The 19006-nt window shown below is 37.8% G+C and carries 14 protein-coding genes; 3 read left to right on the forward strand and 11 right to left on the reverse strand.

Annotation, left to right across the window (positions count from 1 at the left end):
- Positions 1-375: 375 nt before the first annotated feature.
- Positions 376-2067, reverse strand: coding sequence for a methyl-accepting chemotaxis protein (locus tag B494_RS0115175; RefSeq protein WP_017473234.1), 1692 nt, complete (start codon positions 2065-2067; stop codon positions 376-378).
- 240 nt (positions 2068-2307) lie between these two features.
- Between B494_RS0115175 and B494_RS19600 the strand changes: the two genes are divergently transcribed.
- Positions 2308-4266, forward strand: a complete 1959-nt coding sequence (locus B494_RS19600) for a U32 family peptidase (protein WP_017473235.1) — start codon at positions 2308-2310, stop codon at positions 4264-4266.
- Between the two features lie 274 nt (positions 4267-4540).
- Here the strand turns inward: B494_RS19600 and B494_RS0115185 are convergent, their stop codons facing one another.
- From B494_RS0115185 to B494_RS0115195, 3 genes are read right to left on the reverse strand one after another with little or no spacing between them, the layout of a single operon-like run.
- A complete protein-coding gene (locus tag B494_RS0115185; protein WP_017473236.1) occupies positions 4541-5974 on the reverse strand; it encodes a PASTA domain-containing protein in 1434 nt (477 codons plus the stop codon).
- Positions 5967-6638 (reverse strand): ABC transporter ATP-binding protein, encoded by a 672-nt coding sequence (locus B494_RS0115190; protein WP_017473237.1) that lies wholly within the window; start codon positions 6636-6638, stop codon positions 5967-5969. Before B494_RS0115190 ends, B494_RS0115185 begins: the two co-directional genes overlap by 8 nt.
- A 15-nt stretch (positions 6639-6653) precedes the next feature.
- On the reverse strand, positions 6654-8117 hold the full coding sequence (locus tag B494_RS0115195; RefSeq protein ID WP_017473238.1) for an ABC transporter permease: 1464 nt from the start codon (positions 8115-8117) through the stop codon (positions 6654-6656).
- A 785-nt stretch (positions 8118-8902) separates the two neighbouring features.
- Here B494_RS0115195 and B494_RS0115200 point away from each other — a divergent pair.
- A complete protein-coding gene (locus B494_RS0115200; protein ID WP_017473239.1) occupies positions 8903-10189 on the forward strand; it encodes an aminotransferase class III-fold pyridoxal phosphate-dependent enzyme in 1287 nt (428 codons plus the stop codon).
- Positions 10190-10363: 174 nt separating this feature from the next.
- On the opposite strand, the gene splB is transcribed toward B494_RS0115200, so the two are convergent.
- The 5 genes from splB to B494_RS0115225 form a co-directional block, all read right to left on the reverse strand.
- Positions 10364-11392 (reverse strand): spore photoproduct lyase, encoded by a 1029-nt coding sequence (gene splB, locus B494_RS0115205; protein ID WP_017473240.1) that lies wholly within the window; start codon positions 11390-11392, stop codon positions 10364-10366.
- Complete coding sequence (locus tag B494_RS0115210; RefSeq protein WP_017473241.1) at positions 11385-11639, reverse strand: transcriptional regulator SplA domain-containing protein; 255 nt, start codon at positions 11637-11639, stop codon at positions 11385-11387. Before B494_RS0115210 ends, splB begins: the two co-directional genes overlap by 8 nt.
- An 84-nt stretch (positions 11640-11723) precedes the next feature.
- Positions 11724-12692 carry a sugar phosphate isomerase/epimerase family protein gene (locus B494_RS0115215; protein ID WP_017473242.1) on the reverse strand — a complete coding sequence of 323 codons (969 nt, stop codon included), beginning with the start codon at positions 12690-12692 and terminating at the stop codon, positions 11724-11726.
- 12 nt (positions 12693-12704) lie between these two features.
- Complete coding sequence (locus B494_RS0115220) at positions 12705-13733, reverse strand: Gfo/Idh/MocA family protein (protein WP_017473243.1); 1029 nt, start codon at positions 13731-13733, stop codon at positions 12705-12707.
- A gap of 94 nt (positions 13734-13827) precedes the next feature.
- Positions 13828-14856, reverse strand: coding sequence for a Gfo/Idh/MocA family protein (locus B494_RS0115225; RefSeq protein WP_017473244.1), 1029 nt, complete (start codon positions 14854-14856; stop codon positions 13828-13830).
- A 146-nt stretch (positions 14857-15002) separates the two neighbouring features.
- Between B494_RS0115225 and B494_RS0115230 the strand changes: the two genes are divergently transcribed.
- Entirely contained in the window at positions 15003-15767 is a 765-nt protein-coding gene (locus B494_RS0115230; protein ID WP_017473245.1) for a helix-turn-helix domain-containing protein, read from the forward strand.
- 54 nt (positions 15768-15821) lie between these two features.
- On the opposite strand, the gene B494_RS0115235 is transcribed toward B494_RS0115230, so the two are convergent.
- Together B494_RS0115235 and B494_RS0115240 are read right to left on the reverse strand one after the other, a co-directional pair.
- Positions 15822-18194 (reverse strand): ABC transporter ATP-binding protein/permease, encoded by a 2373-nt coding sequence (locus B494_RS0115235; RefSeq protein WP_017473246.1) that lies wholly within the window; start codon positions 18192-18194, stop codon positions 15822-15824.
- Between the two features lie 40 nt (positions 18195-18234).
- Complete coding sequence (locus B494_RS0115240) at positions 18235-18849, reverse strand: TetR/AcrR family transcriptional regulator (RefSeq protein WP_017473247.1); 615 nt, start codon at positions 18847-18849, stop codon at positions 18235-18237.
- Positions 18850-19006 lie beyond the last annotated feature (157 nt).

Here is a 19006-nt window from a genome sequence, read left to right on the forward strand (position 1 = left end):
AAGCTACCCATCTATAAAACAAACCTTCAACCACTGAGCGGAGGGCTGGTCATGCAGATGTTGCCACAGGACGTGGCGGTCTTAGTCTACGATCTTCCCACCACTTGGTCGTTAAGTGAATCTCCGTTACCCCTCGCCTCAATAGATCATCGTTGCGTTCTATTTTGAGGCGGGCGTTTTACAGGCGTTTATTCGTTATTATAACTTTGATTATTTCCAACATAACGTGCTTGACATTTCACTGCAAGTATAGTGATTATTTCAACCCATACTACCTTGATCATTGACTAAACATAGTATGAGATTCGATCACCTGTATCATGCGCCAATCGATTAGCTTTTAGTGCTCAATTTATAAATCATCTTGAACGTATGTTACACTCGAAAAGTTTTCACAGCCTCTTCTAAATTCTGAGCAACCTGACTAAGCGAGCTTGCCGCAGAATGCATCTCACCAATGGCTAAATGTTGTTGATCAACGGCACTCACCACTTGTTTAGTATGTGTTAAAGCTTGATCTGTTAACTGACCAGATTGACTAGCGATATCATTTACTGATTCAATGCTCGCTGTAATTTCTTCAATGGCAGCAGAGACTTCCTCCACTTCAGCAACCACACCTTCAACGGATTGATTAATAGTGGTAAAGCTATTACCCGCTTGATCTACTAAAGCTATACCCTGATTGACTGCCTTGCGCTCTTCCTCGATTGCATCAACTGTATGGTCAACTTCTTGCTGAATTTCGTTTACTAACGTATTCACCTTATTAGCTGAACGACCTGATTGTTCGGCTAGGTGGCGGACTTCTTCTGCGACAACAGCAAAACCTTTTCCTTGTTCACCTGCTCTTGCTGCTTCAATCGCTGCATTTAAGGCTAACAAATTGGTTTGCTCGGCCAATTGATTAATTAATACAATAATGTCAGTGATCTCTTTTGATTTATAGCCTAACTTATTGACATGGTCAGCTGTTACACTTGTCTTTACATGTATGTGATTCATCTGTTCAACGACATCTTTTATTGCACTTCCACCTTGTTGAGCATGGTGATTTGTCGTCATTGCACTATTATTGACTTGTTCGATACTACTAACAATTTGATTCATTCCTTGAGTAATATCTTGTACAATATCAGCCACCTGATCAGATGCATCCGATTGCTGCTCAGAACCTGAAGCGACTTGATCAATGGCAGCCGAAATACTTTTTGAAGAATGATTCGTTTCTTCAGCACTCGCCAGCAATTGTTGGGAAGAAGCTGCCACTTGCTCAGATGTTTTTTGAATGTCAGCGATTAAACCAATCAAATTTTCCTTCATCTGATTAAAGCTCCGACTTAATTGGCCAATTTCATCGCCGGATCGTTCATTTATATCTGTAGTAAAATCACCACTTCCAGCTGCCTCCATTGCTGTTGCCACATGTTTCAACCTTGTCGTTACACGTTTTGTGAATGCTAATGTTACAACAACTGCAAGGACAATCACGACTGCAAGGGCAATTAAAAACCCTTGAATAGTCTTGGCAACTGTTGAATCAATTAGTGACTGGGATGCACCCACATACCACATGCCAATCACTTGATTGTTCACATCTCTAATTGGTTGGTAAGCAGTTTGATACATATGACCAGCTACATCTGCTTCACCAATATAGCGTTCTTCACGCTCTAACACGGTCTCGATCACTTGCGGTGAAGCTTTTGTACCCACCGCGCGCTCACCATCAATTGCAACATTTGTCGCCACGCGCGTATCACCTAAAAAAATTGTCACCGTCCCACCGGTCATCTCGCCAATTTGATCAACCAATTCAAAATGCCCGCTAATTTCAGTCTCTCCCTTATACAATGTCTCGTCCTCAATGTGCCATGCGCCTTGATATCTCGCTTCAATATATTGATAGCCTAATTCCAGATCAGATTCCGCCTTTGCAATGGCTGATTCCTTAATCCCTTCACTAATCTGATAATAAGCTACACTCGCTAAACTTACAGAAACAGCCATAACCAGACAAATAACTAATCCATTTAACTTTATCCCTAAGTTTAATTTACTAATCAAAGTCCTCACCCTTCCGCGTCTTTTTATCAGAATATTTTAAATTCTAAATATTATATCTTATTCGACAAAAATCTACAACGTTAATTTCGTATTACACTGCCCATCCCTGATTATTTAATAGCATTTGTAATTAAATTGTCATATTTTTAAAAAAGCTGCTAATTATCTTATGTTAAAATAAAGGAATATCTACATATAATATCTTTTGTGAAAAAAATCACATGTATTGGAGTTGAAAAAATGACGCGTCATTTTAATGGTAAAACAATCGAGTTATTAGCACCTTCTGGAAATTTCGAGATATTCTCAAGTATTGTTCAAACGAGATGTGATGCTATTTATTTAGGTGGGAAAACGTTTAATATGCGGATGATCAGAAAAGGGTTTAACTTTACGAACAATGAAATTAAACAAGCAATCAAGCAAGCGCATGCAGTAGATAAGAAGGTTTATGTGACGGTAAACAATCTTTTACACGACCTTGAAATTGAAGAAGCACTTGATTATTTGTCTTTTTTAGCATCAACAGAAGTAGATGGTATTATCGTTCAAGATCTTGGTATTGTGGAAGTTTGTAAGGAACATCAGCTAAGTTTGCCGATTCATTCCTCCGTGATGATGAATGTCCATAACCTTGATTATGTCAATGCACTAAAGGAAGCTGGTGTAACACGTGTGGTTTTATCAAGGGAAATGGACTTGCAAACTGCCAAATATATTCAAAGTCAAACAGGGATTGAAACCGAATATTTTGTTCATGGTGATATGTGTACCGTTAATGGTTCCAATTGTTATTTTAGTTCAACTATTTGGGGAAATAGCTCAAATCGAGGACGCTGTTTTAAGCCTTGTCGTTGGTCATATCGCATCAAAAAAGACGGCTATCTGTACCCTACTGAATATCCATTAGCAGCAAAAGATATGTACATGTATGAACATATACCTGAGCTTATTGAAGCAAACGTCACTTCATTTAAAATTGAAGGGCGGATGCGTGAAACTGATTTTATTGTTGACCTTGTTAATACATACGCTGATGCGATTGATCGATACATTGCTGATCCAATCGGATATGATCGTAAAGAGCAAGCAGAACATCTTTTTAACAATCGAAAGCGCGACTTCACGACTGCTTATGCCTTTGGCAATCCAGGTCTTGAATTTATCAACAGACGCTATGAAGGAACAGGAAAATTCTATTCAACTGGAAAGATGTTCTCAACACCCACTGAAGAACCTGAACTTCACACGCATTTTATTAAAAAAATAGCTGACAGCCTACCTAATAGCAGTAATAAACAAAGCGAATTACCGAGGTTAGCGGTTAAAGTAAATAACATGGAACAAGCAAAACTTTGTATCACATTAGGCGTTGACCGCATTTATTTAGCAGCCGATGTCTTTTTCCCTGATCAGCCGTTTACGATTAAACAAATCAAAGAGCTTGTTCAAATTAAACAAGCATCAGAAGTTTTTTTCGCTTTTCCACAAATGGTTAATCAATCACAAGTTGAACAAATCGATCAATTTCTACATCTATATGGTGATTTATTTGATGGATTACTCGTTACCAATTTAGGATCTATCTATAAATACGGTAAGAACTTTCACGTTGTCGCTGATTATAATGTTAACATTTATAATCAAAAAGCAAGCCAATTTTATAAGACACTTGGCATCAATGAATTAACTACTTCAATTGAAGCCAAAGCAGACCAGCTTGGCCAATTTATTGCGCGAAGCCAGTTACCAATCGAGATGATTGCACATGGTCCACTAAAAGTAATGTATTTAGATCTCGATCTGTACGACAACACGAAAGTACTTGATCCAATCGAACAGCAAGATAACCGTTATGTAGCAAATCATATTTTAACGTTACAAACAGATAAAGGAGAAAACCCGGTTTATCGTGACCAGTTTGGTAAGAATCACTTATTGACAATGAAGACATTTTGTTTGCTACCTGCTTTCCATCATTTACAGGCACCACAAATCAAACGGTATAGAATTGAAGGTCAAACATACGCACTCGATCATTTAAAGAAGATTATTCTAACTTATCAGCAAGCAATTGTTCAACCAGAAATAGCAGGTGATTTATTTGAACAGTTAACTACCGATCCTGCTGGATACACTTTAGGTGCATTGGCTTACCAATATCAAAATGGTAAACAGACCGTTCAGCCAAAGTGCTAAGACATGATTAGTTAGCGGGGTTAACAAAACATCATCGTATTGAAAAACATAAAATACGAATTTAGTTTAAAATCCCCTGTATGCAAAACAACACTGCATACAGGGGATTTTTAGTTCGTGCTGGGCCATTAATTGCTCGCCCCAACAAAATGATTTGTTCACATCGGATAAGGCAGGCATCGTATGTATTTTACCTGCATTTTTATGCGGAACGCTCCGATTTTTCGACTTCTTTTTTTGTCACATTGACTAGCTGTTTAAAATGATGCTTTTATTAATCATCATCTACGTTGCCTAAATCGTCGTCAAACAGATCATCTTCATTGTCAAAGTCTATCTGTGGATTGGGTGCGGCTGAAGCATTATTACTCACTTTTATTTCAACAGTGTAAGTCATTGACACAAATTCATTAAATTTACTCATATCCACAACGGTACCTTTTACCTCAGGTGCGTTGACATACTTAACCGTATACTTTATATCAGCACCTTTAGACTGATATTCATCGTAAAACAGCCTTGGTAAGTCACCTTCAAGTTGGCCGCGAAAATCACCTAAGTATGGACGCCCTTCTGAATAAGTAACCGTAATCTCTTTATTGTCGTTTTCTGTTAACTTAGTACCTGCTTCAACCGATTGCGAAATTAGGCTGCCATATGGCACATCAGCATGAAACCTTTGCTTCACTAACACAGCCAAATCCGGGTAATTCGTCGTCGCTTCCTCTACAGTCATCTCTCCAAAGTTCGGGACCTCTGTCGCTTTTCCTAAAGAAACAACAACTTCCATTTTGTCTCTTTTGGCGATTTTTTCTTCTGGTTCCTCACTTTGACTAATAATCATTTCTGCTTCGACACTATTAGAATCTTTTTCTTTATAAGACATTTCGATTTCATTTGTTTCTGCCCATTGTTCCACTTCACTTTTGGGCTTTCCGGTAAAATCAGGTATAGTGATGTTCTTTTCAAAGACTTCTTGCCCTTTTGAATAGTATACAGCGGCATTGTCTTTTCGTTGGTACTCTGATTCATCAACGTCACTTTCCCTGAAGGTTAGTTGCAGAAATTCACCTTCATCAACATCATCGCTATATTCTTCCACGAGTTGAAGGTTCTCCGCCTTGTTCTCTTCGATCCAATTTTGGGCTTCCATTTGATTCATTTCTGAAAAATCAGGTAGTGGAAGCACAGCCTCCGGATCGGGGCCTAAGCTACTCACTAATTGAATATCTTTCCCTTTACGCAACTTTTTTCCAGCAGCTACATTTTGTGACGTAATCTGATTGACCTCATATTCCATGCTGTATTCTTCTGACAATTCAATCGTTATGTCGTTTTCTTTTGCCCAAGCACGAGCATCTGAAACTGGATTGCCTACAAAATCATCTACTTCTGCATGAACAGCTTGATAATAAACAAAGGCCATTAAGGTAAAAATCAACAAAGATCCCAAAATAATTAAGCCAATCATACGTTTTCTTCTCTTTTGATAGCCCGGATCAATTTCAACTTCCTCTGCTGCATCGTCTCGTCGGCTAAGCCTTGAAGACGTTGAGGATGCAGTAGCTGATTCACTTGCTGGAGCAGATGCTGTTTCTACTGCTTTTTGTTTTTGTGGTTCTTCCGGTTTATCATCTTTTTTTTCCTCTTGCTCATCTATTAAATCATCGTAGTTTTTTTTGTTAAATTTTGATAAAAAATCACTCATCAGCCGTCAATACACCTTTCTTGAGACTGAAGGTTTGATCAGATTGTAAAGCAATCTCATTGGAGTGGGTGACTACGATGACACATTTTTGATGTTCGTGAGCTAATTTTTTAAAGATATCAATAATTTCTTGTTCCATTTCTTCATCAAGATTTCCTGTCGGTTCGTCAGCAAGAATTAATTCTACATTTGTTGCTAAAGCCCGCGCAATGGCAACACGTTGTTGTTCTCCACCAGACAATTTATTAACGAAGCGGTCCGCTTTACTTTTCACAATGCCGATGTAATCCAATAAATTATATGCCACTGTCTTCTTATCTTCTGGCAACTCGTTTTCAGTAATGGACATAGGGACCAACACATTTTCGACTGCTGTTAACGTTGGTATCAAGTTATAACTTTGAAATATAATCCCCACATTGTTACGACGGTACTTTTCATAACCTATTTGTTTAATGTCTTGTTCATTAAACAAAACGGTACCGCTGTGTGGTGAATCTAAAGCACTCAGCAACGCCAAAAATGATGTCTTTCCTGACCCAGATTGGCCTAAAATCGTATAGAATTTCCCCTTTTCAAACGAAGCAGATGTATCTTTTAAGATATAACGACGATTTTCTCCATCTTGATAAAAGTAATTTAAATCTTTCGCTTCTAAAATCATATTCTCACCTCTCTATTACATCATTATTTTTTTAGGATTTAAGCGTACAATATAAGTTAACGGTATAACAGTAGATACAAGAATGGTTAAGAGACCAACCACATAGAACATCACGATATAATTAGAGTTGAGTTGGATTTCATAAGACTCCAATACATCATCTGTTGTTAAATCTATTTCAAACTCATTATAGACCATCATATCTTCTTGAAATTGGTCGTGTTCAGCCTCGAGCATTGTCTCAGATACGCCTTGAGCCAAAAAGTTACCAGTGAACAAGGATAAGCTAATGCCGATCATCCCGATAATCATGACTTCAATTAAAATTTGCCCGACCACACGACTCCGACGTTCGCCTAACGATAAATAAATACCTAATTCCCGTTTACGATCACGCAAAAACAACAAGACAACTAAGCCAATGATCAGTACCGTTGCAATAACAGCAACGAGTAGAACATAACCGGATATTTTAGACATCGATTCAATCGGTCCTGCAATATCTTCATATTGATCGCTAGCATTCACTACCAAATATAACTCTGGTAACAATGGCATGACTTCTTCCTTAAATGCTTCCGTATCTTCTTGGTTATTTAAGAAAAAGATCGGGGTGTAATACTCTAAATCATCATCCTCCACCAGCATGTCAGCATAGTCATTATCAAATTTCACATATTCTTCCCAATAATACCGCTCTTCACTTGAAACCACTTCATTAGGTACATACACGGTATTTTGATAGTCGATGTCCATAAAGTCCATCATACCACCATCTGACGATTCCCCTTTATCTTCTTTAGCTGATTGAGGCTCAAATAAACCAATTATTTCTAATATAACATCACGAGAAGCAATTAACTCTTCTTCTCCAGATTCTGAGTAATCATAAACTGCATTATTTAACGTCAAGGTGTCTCCGACATTAAGATTATTTTTTTCTGCTAACTTATTTGAAATAATCGCTACTGCAGAACCATTTTCCACTTCATCTGTTGTAAAAACACGGCCGTCAACAAGTTTTCCTTTCTGCTCTTCAAAATCAACCACAGGAGCATAATTAATCCCTTTGAGGGTAAACTCCATGCTAGGACCATCCCAAATAATATGTTCTTCTTCCGTCTCCTCTCCTTGATAACTTTCAAGACTTTCTGAGCCTATAGCCGTAGACATGCTATAGTCATAATATTTTACATATGAAAGCCCACCAATTTGTTTAATGAGGTCAATATCTATATTCGAAATCTCTAACTCCATCCACTCTTCTTCACTCATCGCTTCTATTTCTTCATAATCAACCTCAAGCATTGCTGCGGTTCCCAGTCTTTCTTTGATGGTAGATTCAACATTATTGGTTGCTTGTTGAATCGAAATCGCTCCTGATATAAGATTTCCTAGTATAAAAATAACTGCCAATAAAATCAGTGACTTCCCTTTTTTTCTTGTAATACCTAATAACCCACGTTTAATGAAATTCATTTCAAACCCCCTCAAATTATAAAAAATTGATTAATATAATAATGCTCCTTGAAACGACTAAACTCCCTTCTCACCACTTTGGTATGTTACACAAATTTTTCCTTAAACTACATATATTATATAATTATAAATCTAGTAACATCAACTTTTTACCACAAAAAGATTAAAATTTACCATGTTAAGATATACCATAGAACCAAACTATGAAAATATGAAAGCAACCTTCAATTAGTCTGTTCGCTTTTCTCATTTTCGAGTGAATCATGACAGCTCTCTAGTTTTGGACAGCGTTGTACGGACGGATGTCAGTGATAAAATATTAGAATATTAGAATGCCTACTGTTATATGTCATCTGGATGGAATTTTAATCCTTTCATATCTTAGACGCTTTCTAGTTTGAGAAAGTTTTACATTACGAATAAAAATTTTTTCTTATCCGTTTCTCATTAAGAAACTCTTTAATAGAGGTACTTAAATCGATATGACAAGACGTTTAAAAAGCGGTTAAGTTAAAAACTTCACATATGTAAAGAAAATCAATTGAAAAAAAGGATAATTTTGATAAAATTAAACTATACAAAATTGGAAATTCCACCTAACCCATCAGCATTTATAGACAACAAACAAAAAAATGCTGTTCGATAGCCATCTGGCTTACTCTAAAAGGAACAAGAAACTAGTGGTATGTAGGCAAAAGAGCTACCGTAGTAGTTAAGCATCTGGCTTGTATTTAGCCTTAAGGGAAAAGGACACGATTAAATATAATAAAAAAGGAGACATTCAATTGAAAGCAATCCATGCAACAGAAATTATAAAAAAGAGACAAGACTATTTAATGCCTGCGACCGCACACTTTTATCAAGATCCTCCACACATTGTGAAGGGGCGTATGCAATATGTATTTGATCAAGAAGATAAACGTTATGTTGACTTTTATGCAGGGGTTTCAGTGATGAACTGTGGCCACAGCAATCCTGACCTTATCGCTAAAACAACCAAACAACTCGAGAATTTACAACATACATCAACGATTTATTTAACCCAACCGATTGTTGATCTAGCTGAAAAATTAGCAGACGTATTACCTGGCAACTTAAACCGTACATTCTTTTGTGTAACTGGGTCGGAAGCAAACGAAGGTGCCATGGCACTTGCACGACTGCATACACAAAAGCGGGGGTTTATTGCACTAAAAGGTGGATTACACGGGCGTACACACTTAACGATGAGTGTAACAGGCATTCCAATGTGGCGTTTAGACGATCAATTAGTTGAGGATGATATTTATTTTATTGATCGGCCTCACCATCCCGAAATAGAAGCTAAAGAGGCGATGGAAACGTCTTTACAACAACTAAAGGTTATTTTAGAAGCACGTGGTGAACATATTGCTGCACTTATTCTCGAACCGATTCAGGGTAATGGTGGCATCATTATGTATCCTAAAGACTACTTAAGACAAGTTAAGCAGCTCCTAAGCAAGCATCATGTCTTACTGATTGTCGATGAAGTCCAAACCGGTTATGGACGAACAGGAAAAATGTTTGCCGTTGAACATTATCAAGTCATCCCTGATATCCTTGTTTCGGCTAAAGCGTTAGGGAATGGTATCCCAATTTCTACTTTTTCTACAAACGACACAATTGCAGCGTCATTTAATAAACCTTCCGCTTCAACATTCGGTGCTAATCCCGTTGCTGCTACGACAGCTCTACATGTATTGGATTATCTAAACACCCATCAATTGGTGAAGCGCGCAGAAACATTGGGAGACTATTTGAAAGGAAAATTAGCAACTTTACATAGTAAAGTCATTAAAGAAATACGAGGCATCGGTTTAATGATCGGTGTAGAAATCCAATCCCCTTCATCTAAACTAACAGGAGCTGAGCTTACTGATCAAATTATCGAAGCTATGAAAGATAAAGGATTTTTAATTGGAAAAAATGGCTTAGAGCGAAATGTGCTTGCCTTTCAACCACCGCTTGTCATTGAGAAACAAGATATCGATCAAATGTTAGAGGCGCTAACAAATATATTAGCTAAATTAGAAGCAATTTATTGTGGCTAAAAAATCCCTCAATCAGTAGGCGTTTTTGGTTCTTCTCCCACTGATTGATCTGGTCATTAGCGGCCGTTAATTCCCGCTTAAATAAGCTGCAATCTGCTCTTTATTTTACGGCAGGCGCTTTGATAAATTGTCCCCTGAAAGGCCAGCGTGCTTTCAGGGGACAATGCTTTACAATTAAGTAAAATATTCAATGGTTGCTTTAGGGAATAACTTAGGGATCTGAGTCATAAAAAGCTCTTTCATCTCTTCTTGCTCTTGATCGGTATAGACATATTTCCAAATCCCATAGCGCCCCCACTTTGTTTTTCGTTTGGATTCATCTAACTCTAGCTTTGTCATTGGATAATTTTTTTGAATGACTCGCTTAGCTGGAGCCGTAAAGCGATGTTGGATCAATTCGAATGTTAAATCGGCTTTTGCCTTGCTTGGCAAGGTCTCAGCTAAATTTTCTAGCATCGTTTGATAACCTTCGCGCCACCCTTCATGAAGATAGATCGGTGCGATGATAAAACCTAATGGATAATCCGCTTCAGCTACTTTTTTAGCCGCTTCAATTCGCTCAACTAACCGAGATGTACCGGGTTCAAAGTATTTAATCACAAAATCAGCATTAATGCTAAAACGAAAGCGTGTTCTGCCCTGATGATTAGCATCCAATAAGTGATCAACATGGGCAAATTTAGTTACAAACCTTAATAACCCATATTGGCTTTGCCCAAAGTATTCAATCGCTTCTTTTAGTGTGTGTGTTAAATGATCGATGCCAACAATATCTGACGTACACGAGGCCTCGAATCGTGTCACTTCTGGATGACGCTCCTCCATATAGTGCTCAGCAGCTTCAAAAATATCTTCCGTATTAACATAAGTTCGGATATAGGGTTTAGAACCCATTGTTGTTTGTAAGTAACAATAATGGCAGTGTCCCATACAACCCGTTGCAAATGGAATCGCGTACTCTGCTGATGGTTTGGAAGTGTCAAACTTCAACGTTTTACGCAACCCCACAACTAGCGTTGACTTAGCATGACGATACTTTTGGAAATCATTATCCCCAGGTAAGTTACGCACTTGATTATGTGACGTTGTTTCTCTTATCTCTATATCCATTTTAGAAAATTTATCATATAATGCTTTTCCTAATGGATATTCGAGGGCTTTAGGCTCAAAATAAGCAAGTTGAGGAACAAATGCTTTAACCATGATATCCCTCATTCTCTACTTGACCAAAGGCATCGCGATAGGCGATTTCGGCTTCAAAATAATCTTTGAACACGGCTAGATCATCCCGTAAAGGAAAATACTCTTCATTTAAGAAAATTGCTAATTCATTGGGCGAATCGGGTTTTGAGACGACTTGCGCTTCTTGAACATTAACAGCACCTTGTACATGGGGATTTCGCAACATAACATAAACGTGATCACCTATTTTATATTCTTGATTTAGCATGATTAGCTACCATCCTTTTTTTAAGGATAGTTTTCCTTCAAGATGCTAAATTATCAGTGTTATTTAATGACACACATTTTATAGTTATACCCACCACATATTAGCTGGTTGCTCTGAAATATTGATCGCCTTCAAATTTTGGATTGCTTTCTTAAAACCTTCATCAATTGACATAATCGGATCTTCATGCTCAATGCTAACTACATAATCATAACCGTAGGTTCGAAGCGCACTAATGATGTCACTCCAGACTTGAAGACTATGCCCATAACCAACCGAACGAAAACTCCAAGCGCGCGTTTTTACGTTACCATAGGGTTGCATATCTGTTAGACCGTACATATTTACATTGTCTTGATCAATAGCCGTATCTTTAGCATGGAAATGGTGGATCGCACCTGCTTTTCCTAAAATTTTGATTGCTGCCACCGGATCAATACCTTGCCACCACAAATGGCTCGGATCCAAATTGGCGCCAATCGCAGTTCCTGTTGCTTCGCGCAACTTCAACATCGTGTGTGGCGTATGAACAAGGAAACCTGCATGTAATTCTAAGCCTATTTTCACCTGATGTTTTTCGGCAAATGTAGCTATCTTTTTCCAATAAGGAATTAATTTCTCTTCCCATTGCCACCTTAATAGCTCACTATATTCATTCGGCCACGGTGTAACTGGCCAATTCGGATATGTTGCCTGCTCACTATCTCCAGCGGTTCCAGAAAACGCGTTAACAACTGGCACCCCCATTAATCCTGCTAATTCGATAGTTTTCATTAACTCGTCATCTGATTTTTGTGCAAATGTCGTATCTGGTGAAATCGGATTACCATGACAGCTAAAGGCACTAATCGTTAAACCGCGCTCTTTAACTTCTGCTAAGTATCGCTCACGTTCCACTTCACTTTTAAGAAGCAAATCTAATTTAGCGTGGGCATCTCCAGGATAGCCACCTGTGCCAATTTCAACAGCTTCAATCCCTGTTGATTTCACATAATCGAGCATCTCTTCAAATGGTTGATCCGAAAAGAGCACGGTAAATACACCTAATTTCATCTGTGAACCCTCCTATTTAATTGTTATTAAGCGACCCGTTTCACTTGATTCTAGTGCTGCTAAAATAACATTTAATGAACGTAGACCCTCTGCTCCGGTAATCAGTGGTTCGCGATTATCTTTGATAGCTTCAACAAAATGATCAATCACCTGTGAAGTGGTTTGACCGCCTGCATCGTTAGACTGGATTTTTCCTAATTGATATTTAATTGTCCGTCCATCTGTATAGTTAATAATCAGATTATATTTAGGATCGTCTTCAATACGTAATGTTGCTTTTTCTCCATAGATAATGGTTGAGTTGTCTTCACTTGTGTTGTATGCCCAACTTGCTGTCAGTGTCCCAATCACACCTGATTGACTCTTTAATAAACATACAGCATTATCGTCAACTGTTGCCCCAGCTTTAGCGTTTGTTTCGACCAATGCAGATACTTCTGTAAATTCTTCACCTAAAATATAACGCATCAGATCAGCTTTATGGACACCTAAATCACCCATTGCCCCAATAAAGGCTTGCTCCTTGTCAAAAAACCAACTATCCGCTCCATCCACACTCCAACCTTCTGGCCCACCATGGCCAAAGGCTGTTCTAAAGCTGTAAATCTTTCCTAATTCGCCAGCTTCAATCAATGCCTTCGCTTGTTGATGTGAGGCTACAAATCGTTGGTTATGTGCAATCATCAACTTTTTATTGTGTTTTTCAGCGGTTTCAATCATCGCTTGTGCTTCTTGATAAGAGGTTGCCATCGGTTTTTCACAAAGCACATGACAGCCAGCTTCAAGAGCAGCTATTGAAACAGGTGCATGTAAATAATTAGGCAAACAAATACTAACAAGATCGATATCCAATTGGGCTAATAAAAGTTCATAATCAGTAAAGGCTTGTGCTTGATATTGTTGTGCGGCTTCCTTCGCACGCACCTTTACCTTATCACAGACAGCGACAATGTTAACATCTGGATTTAAATGATATTCAATGAAATGACGATGCTTAGCAATACTCCCACAGCCAATAACGGCTACACGTAGTTTTTCCATTTAAACGACTCCTTTCGTTATTACCTCTGTGTAAATCTTCTTCAAGGTTTGGGCTTTTCTTTTCAATAAGCGCTATGACTACTTCCTTCTCAGATTAAAAAGTAATACGCCTTTTTTCTTTTCCAGATTGATAAATACCATTAATCATTTTTTGTGTGACAAGTGCTTCTTCTCCCGAAATGTCTAACGTGGCTTTTCCTTGTAGGGCATCGTAGAAATTATTAATTTGCTTTACGTGACTAACTCCCCAATAGCCTTTCACACCTGAATCATAAGTGAATGATTCAAGAGGGTTATGGTCAGCGATAAAAGTCCGTCCATCATCCAATGTTACTGTCGCCTTATCTGCAAATAGCTTAGCTAATCCATTTTCACATGCGAGCTCAATTTCAACAGGTGCATCATAGCTGTAATAGTTAATCGCATGAAAAGCAGTAACTACGCCATTTTGATAAGCAATAACGCCTTCAGCAGCGTCTTCTACTTCAATCCATTCATGGGCTCGATTACTGATCGATGCATCAATATATTTCAAGTCACTGTTAATAAACCAACGCATCAAATCCATTGTGTGGATCGCTTGATCAATAATGACACCCCCACCTTCTTTATCCCATGTTCCTTTCCAGTCGCTTTGTTGATAATAAGCATCTGAACGATCCCATGTAACCGAGAGCTTACCTGCCTGGATCCGCCCTAACTCTCCACTTTCCAGCATGGATTTAATTAATTGAGAACCTGGATTATAACGATTCTGAAAAATGACACCTAAGGCAACAGCTTTTTGCTTTGCCGTGTTGACCATTGCCTCTGCATCTTGGTAACGAATCGCCATTGGCTTTTCTGTTAAAATATTTACGCCACGTTGGGCTGCCTCTATGGCTACCTCCGCATGTAAATGGTGCGGCAGACAAATATGGATCACATCAAGTTGTTCCTTTTCAAACATCGTGTCAACAGAAACATACGCATTGCAATGATATTGAGTTGCTTTAGCTTCAGCGCGATCCTTTTTTATATCGCAGACAGCAACAAGCTCAGCATCTTCTCTTTCAACAATTGAGGCCGCATGCATTGGAAAGATATTACCGCACCCTATAATGCCTACTTTAAACTTCCTCATCTCATACCACTCCCTTCTTAAGCGCTTCCAACTATTCAATTTGCTCAATCAAATTTGATTACACCATTATATTAACGTTATATTGATTAATTTTATATAGATGATATGATAAAAACATATCTCATTTTGCTAAAAGAGGTGATTGAATGGAAATCGGGCATTGTGGTTATTCTTTTCACACAGATGGCTATGACGAAACGAGAAAGGCAGGATTTGATTCCTTTTTAATTCGTCTACAAACAGAAGGACACGCTGAGGTAACAATTGATACTGAAACCTATACGATTGAGCAGGGCGATATCATTATTGTACCTGCCCACCACTTGTATCGTTTAATCATTCCATCAGGCGTACCGAGTGGAGATTTTCATTTATTTGGGAAGGGGGATTGGCTTAATCACTGGTGGAATCATTTAACTCAACCATTTCATGTGAAAATTAGTAATGTCGATCAAATAACAACGCTTTGGCGCTTTCTTTCTATTGAGTTAAGGCGTCCTTCAGCTGAACAGAATCAAGAATTAATCGAACATTTCTTTAAAAGTATTTGCCTCCTTATCCAGCAAGAAATGGTTGCTCAAACCGCTTTAAATCGACCTTTCGTTGTCACTCGAATGATGCGCTATATCGAAGAGCACGCGCTAGGTCATTTCACGATTCAGCATGTTGCCGATGATGTTGAATTAAGCGTTTCTCGTGCTGTCCACTTATTTAAAGAACATACGAATCAAACGATGATTGGCTATGCTCAAAAGATCCGATTAGCTGCAGCCATCAATCAAATGAACTATACCAATATGACATTGGAGCATATTGCGGAAAATTGTGGTTTTGGAAATTATCCTTACTTTCACAGGGTCTTTAAAAAGGTTTATGGTGAAGCACCAGGAAGATATCGAAGGATGAAATAAAAAGGGAGAGCAACATAACAATCGCCCTCCCTCATGTCTCATGTAAATGAATTCTTATTCTGTTCTTAAAGCTTCAACCGGATCTTTCTTTGCTGCCATACGTGCTGGAATCACGCCTGCAATCAATGTGAGAATCATACTCCCAACGATAAGTACGAGAGATGATACCATATTTAAACTTGCTACATCAGCTATATCAGTTAATTGTTCAATTACATTATTAATTGGGAAAATAAGCAAGTATGAGGTTAAAACCCCAAAGGAACCTGCCACAAAACCAACAATCAATGTTTCGGCATTAAATACGCGAGAAATATCTTTTTTACGTGCACCGACACTTCGTAGTATCCCAATTTCTTTCGTTCGCTCGATAACGGATACATAAGTAATAATGCCAATCATGATTGTTGAGACAACTAATGAAATAGCAGCAAAACCAACAAGGACATAAGTTACTGTATTAATCATATCTGTCATAATGTCTCCTAGCATCTCTGCCAAATCATTATATACAACTTGATCTTCCTCATCTAAACCTGCATTATAGTCATCTAAATAGGCTTTTATTTCGTCCTTACCCTCAAAATGGGTTGGATAGATATCAATACCCGTTGGTGTTGTAATCGCACCTAGACGTATCAGCGCCTGTTCTTTTGCATCGTCATTTTGAAAAGGGGTATTTGTCAACACATCAATATCGGCTTCCTCTTGGGCTTGCGCAATTTCAGAGCTTTGTGCATCTGCAACAATATAGTTTGTTAATGCTTCAGGATAAATAAATCCTTCTGAGAAATAACTGGTTGCTGCATCTTCTTTCACTCTTAAAACACCAGTAATAACAAGATCTTTCCCAGTCTCTTCTTCAAATAGCGCTTCATAAGTTTTTGGATTGGCTGCTGTAAAAAAACCATTCTCATCTTCTAAATAATATTGATCATTAGGAACAACCTTTAAGATAGTTTCTCCAATAAAATCTGTTACTTCATAACTTTCTTCATCTTCGTTAAGACCTAGTTTATCAAAGAATTCGGCACTTATTCGGTTATAGCTATCAATTACAAGTGCTATCTCATCACTTGCCTCAGGCAACCGACTGTTTTCACCAATTAAATCATACATTTCTAAAATAAAGTCTTGATCAGTTGGCATCTCCTGCCAATACACACTATCACCGGTCATATTAGCCATCCCTGGCATCGTCATCTGTGATATCGTTTCAAACTTAACCACTTGATCATTCGTCTGTGCTAATAAATTAACTTCGACACCACGTGTATAAGAAATGTTGTCAATTGCTTCAGGTATTTCCGCTTCCATTTGCTCCACATAATCAAGAAAATCATCCGTTAGAAAGTTAGTATGTGCTGATAAACTGTCTGAATTATCATAGCGATAAATGATTGTCTCCTCAGGATATTCTTGATAATCATCACTTTCGTCTTGATTTGGTGGCCCCATTTGCTCAAAGTCCACAACTTGTTCATTTGTATCGATCATAATTGGGAAATTAGCTAATGTATCACCTTGCATCACATCAAGTTGATTAGATAAACCATTTGATAATGCTAGGACAAGTGCAACGCCGATAATACCGATACTACCTGCAAAAGCCGTTAAAATAGTTCGTCCTTTTTTCGTTAACAAATTTTTAAAGGAGAGTGATAAAGCAGTGAACATAGACATCGACGTTTTATTGCGTTTTTTGGCTTTCGAAACCTGTTTATGTTGTTCATCTCCACTACTCGTTAATGGATCGCTATCTGACTGAATTTCTCCATCTAGGAAGCGTATAATTCGTGTACTGTATGCCTCAGCAATATCCTCGTTATGTGTGACCATAATAACCAATCGCGTTTTAGCAACATCTTTAAGAATCTCCATCACTTGTGTGCTTGTCTTTGAATCTAATGCACCAGTTGGCTCATCTGCTAAAATAATATCAGGATTGTTAACTAATGCACGTGCAATAGCAACACGTTGCATCTGCCCACCTGATAATTGATTCGGTCGCTTATCAATGTGATCTTTTAAACCGACTTCCTCAAGTGCATGTTTAGCACGCGCTTTACGCTCAGAACTAGAAACACCTGATAATGTCATCGCGATTTCAACATTTTGTAAAACTGATTGATGGCTAATTAAATTATAATTTTGAAAAACAAAACCAATTGAACGATTTCGATAGGCATCCCAATCGCTATTTTTAAAATGCTTTGTCGAATTTCCATTAATAATAAGATCACCTAAATCGTAATGATCTAACCCCCCAATTATATTTAGTAGTGTTGTTTTCCCAGAACCAGAAGGACCAAGTATTGAAACGAATTCATTCTCTCTGAATTCAAGTGATATGTGCTTTAATACATTTAAATAACTATTTCCTGTTTGATATGACTTATCAATATTGACTAATTTTAGTTTACTCATAAACTCTATCCCTTCACTTTTTGTTAACCATTCAGCTGCTTTAGCTTTTAATCAACCCATTTTTTAGAAATTTTAGTTGTAGCTGATAATTGGCGTATGCGTCCTCAATTGACAATTGCTTCGCGAAAACTTCAATTATATTATGTAAAGTTACTGCTAACAATATTTTCATAACATGTTGCAAGTCTTCTTTAGTAGAAATGGCTAGATGATTATTCAATAACCATTTTTCTAAAACTTCGAAAACTTTTTCAAAATCTTCTTTTTTCCTATTATGGGTGAATGCCTGCTCCATTTTATGATTCATATTAAGAAACACATTACGAAAAAACTGGTGTTGCTCCTTATTAGCAAATTCACGCATAATCCATTCAAACATTTCTGTGAATGAAGCAAACAAATCTCCTTTTGTCCGGTCAAGACTGATAAGAAACCGCTCTTTGTTTTGTTCTCCGTAAGATTCTAGCAGATACAAAAAAGCATCTTCTTTATCTACAAAGTATTGATAAAAGCTCCCTCTTGGTATTTGTGCGGTTTTCACAATATTTGCAATTGACGCATCATGCACAGGCACGCGTGAAAACTCTACTTTTAATGCTTCAATCAATTGCGTCTGTTTCTGCTCAGCTAAATTAAAAAAGGTTTGTTTTGGCATGCTTCTATTCTCCTTTTCAAATGATGTGACACAGTGTCATTTCTTTTGAGATAATCATATATGACACCGTGTCATTTGTCAAATAAAAATGAAATTTGACAAAAAAGCAAAGGGCTGGGATGTTCTAGACATCAAAAAAACAAGCATAATCCCATCA

Source organism: Amphibacillus jilinensis Y1 (genome assembly GCF_000306965.1).
GTDB lineage: Bacteria > Bacillota > Bacilli > Bacillales > Amphibacillaceae > Amphibacillus_C > Amphibacillus_C jilinensis.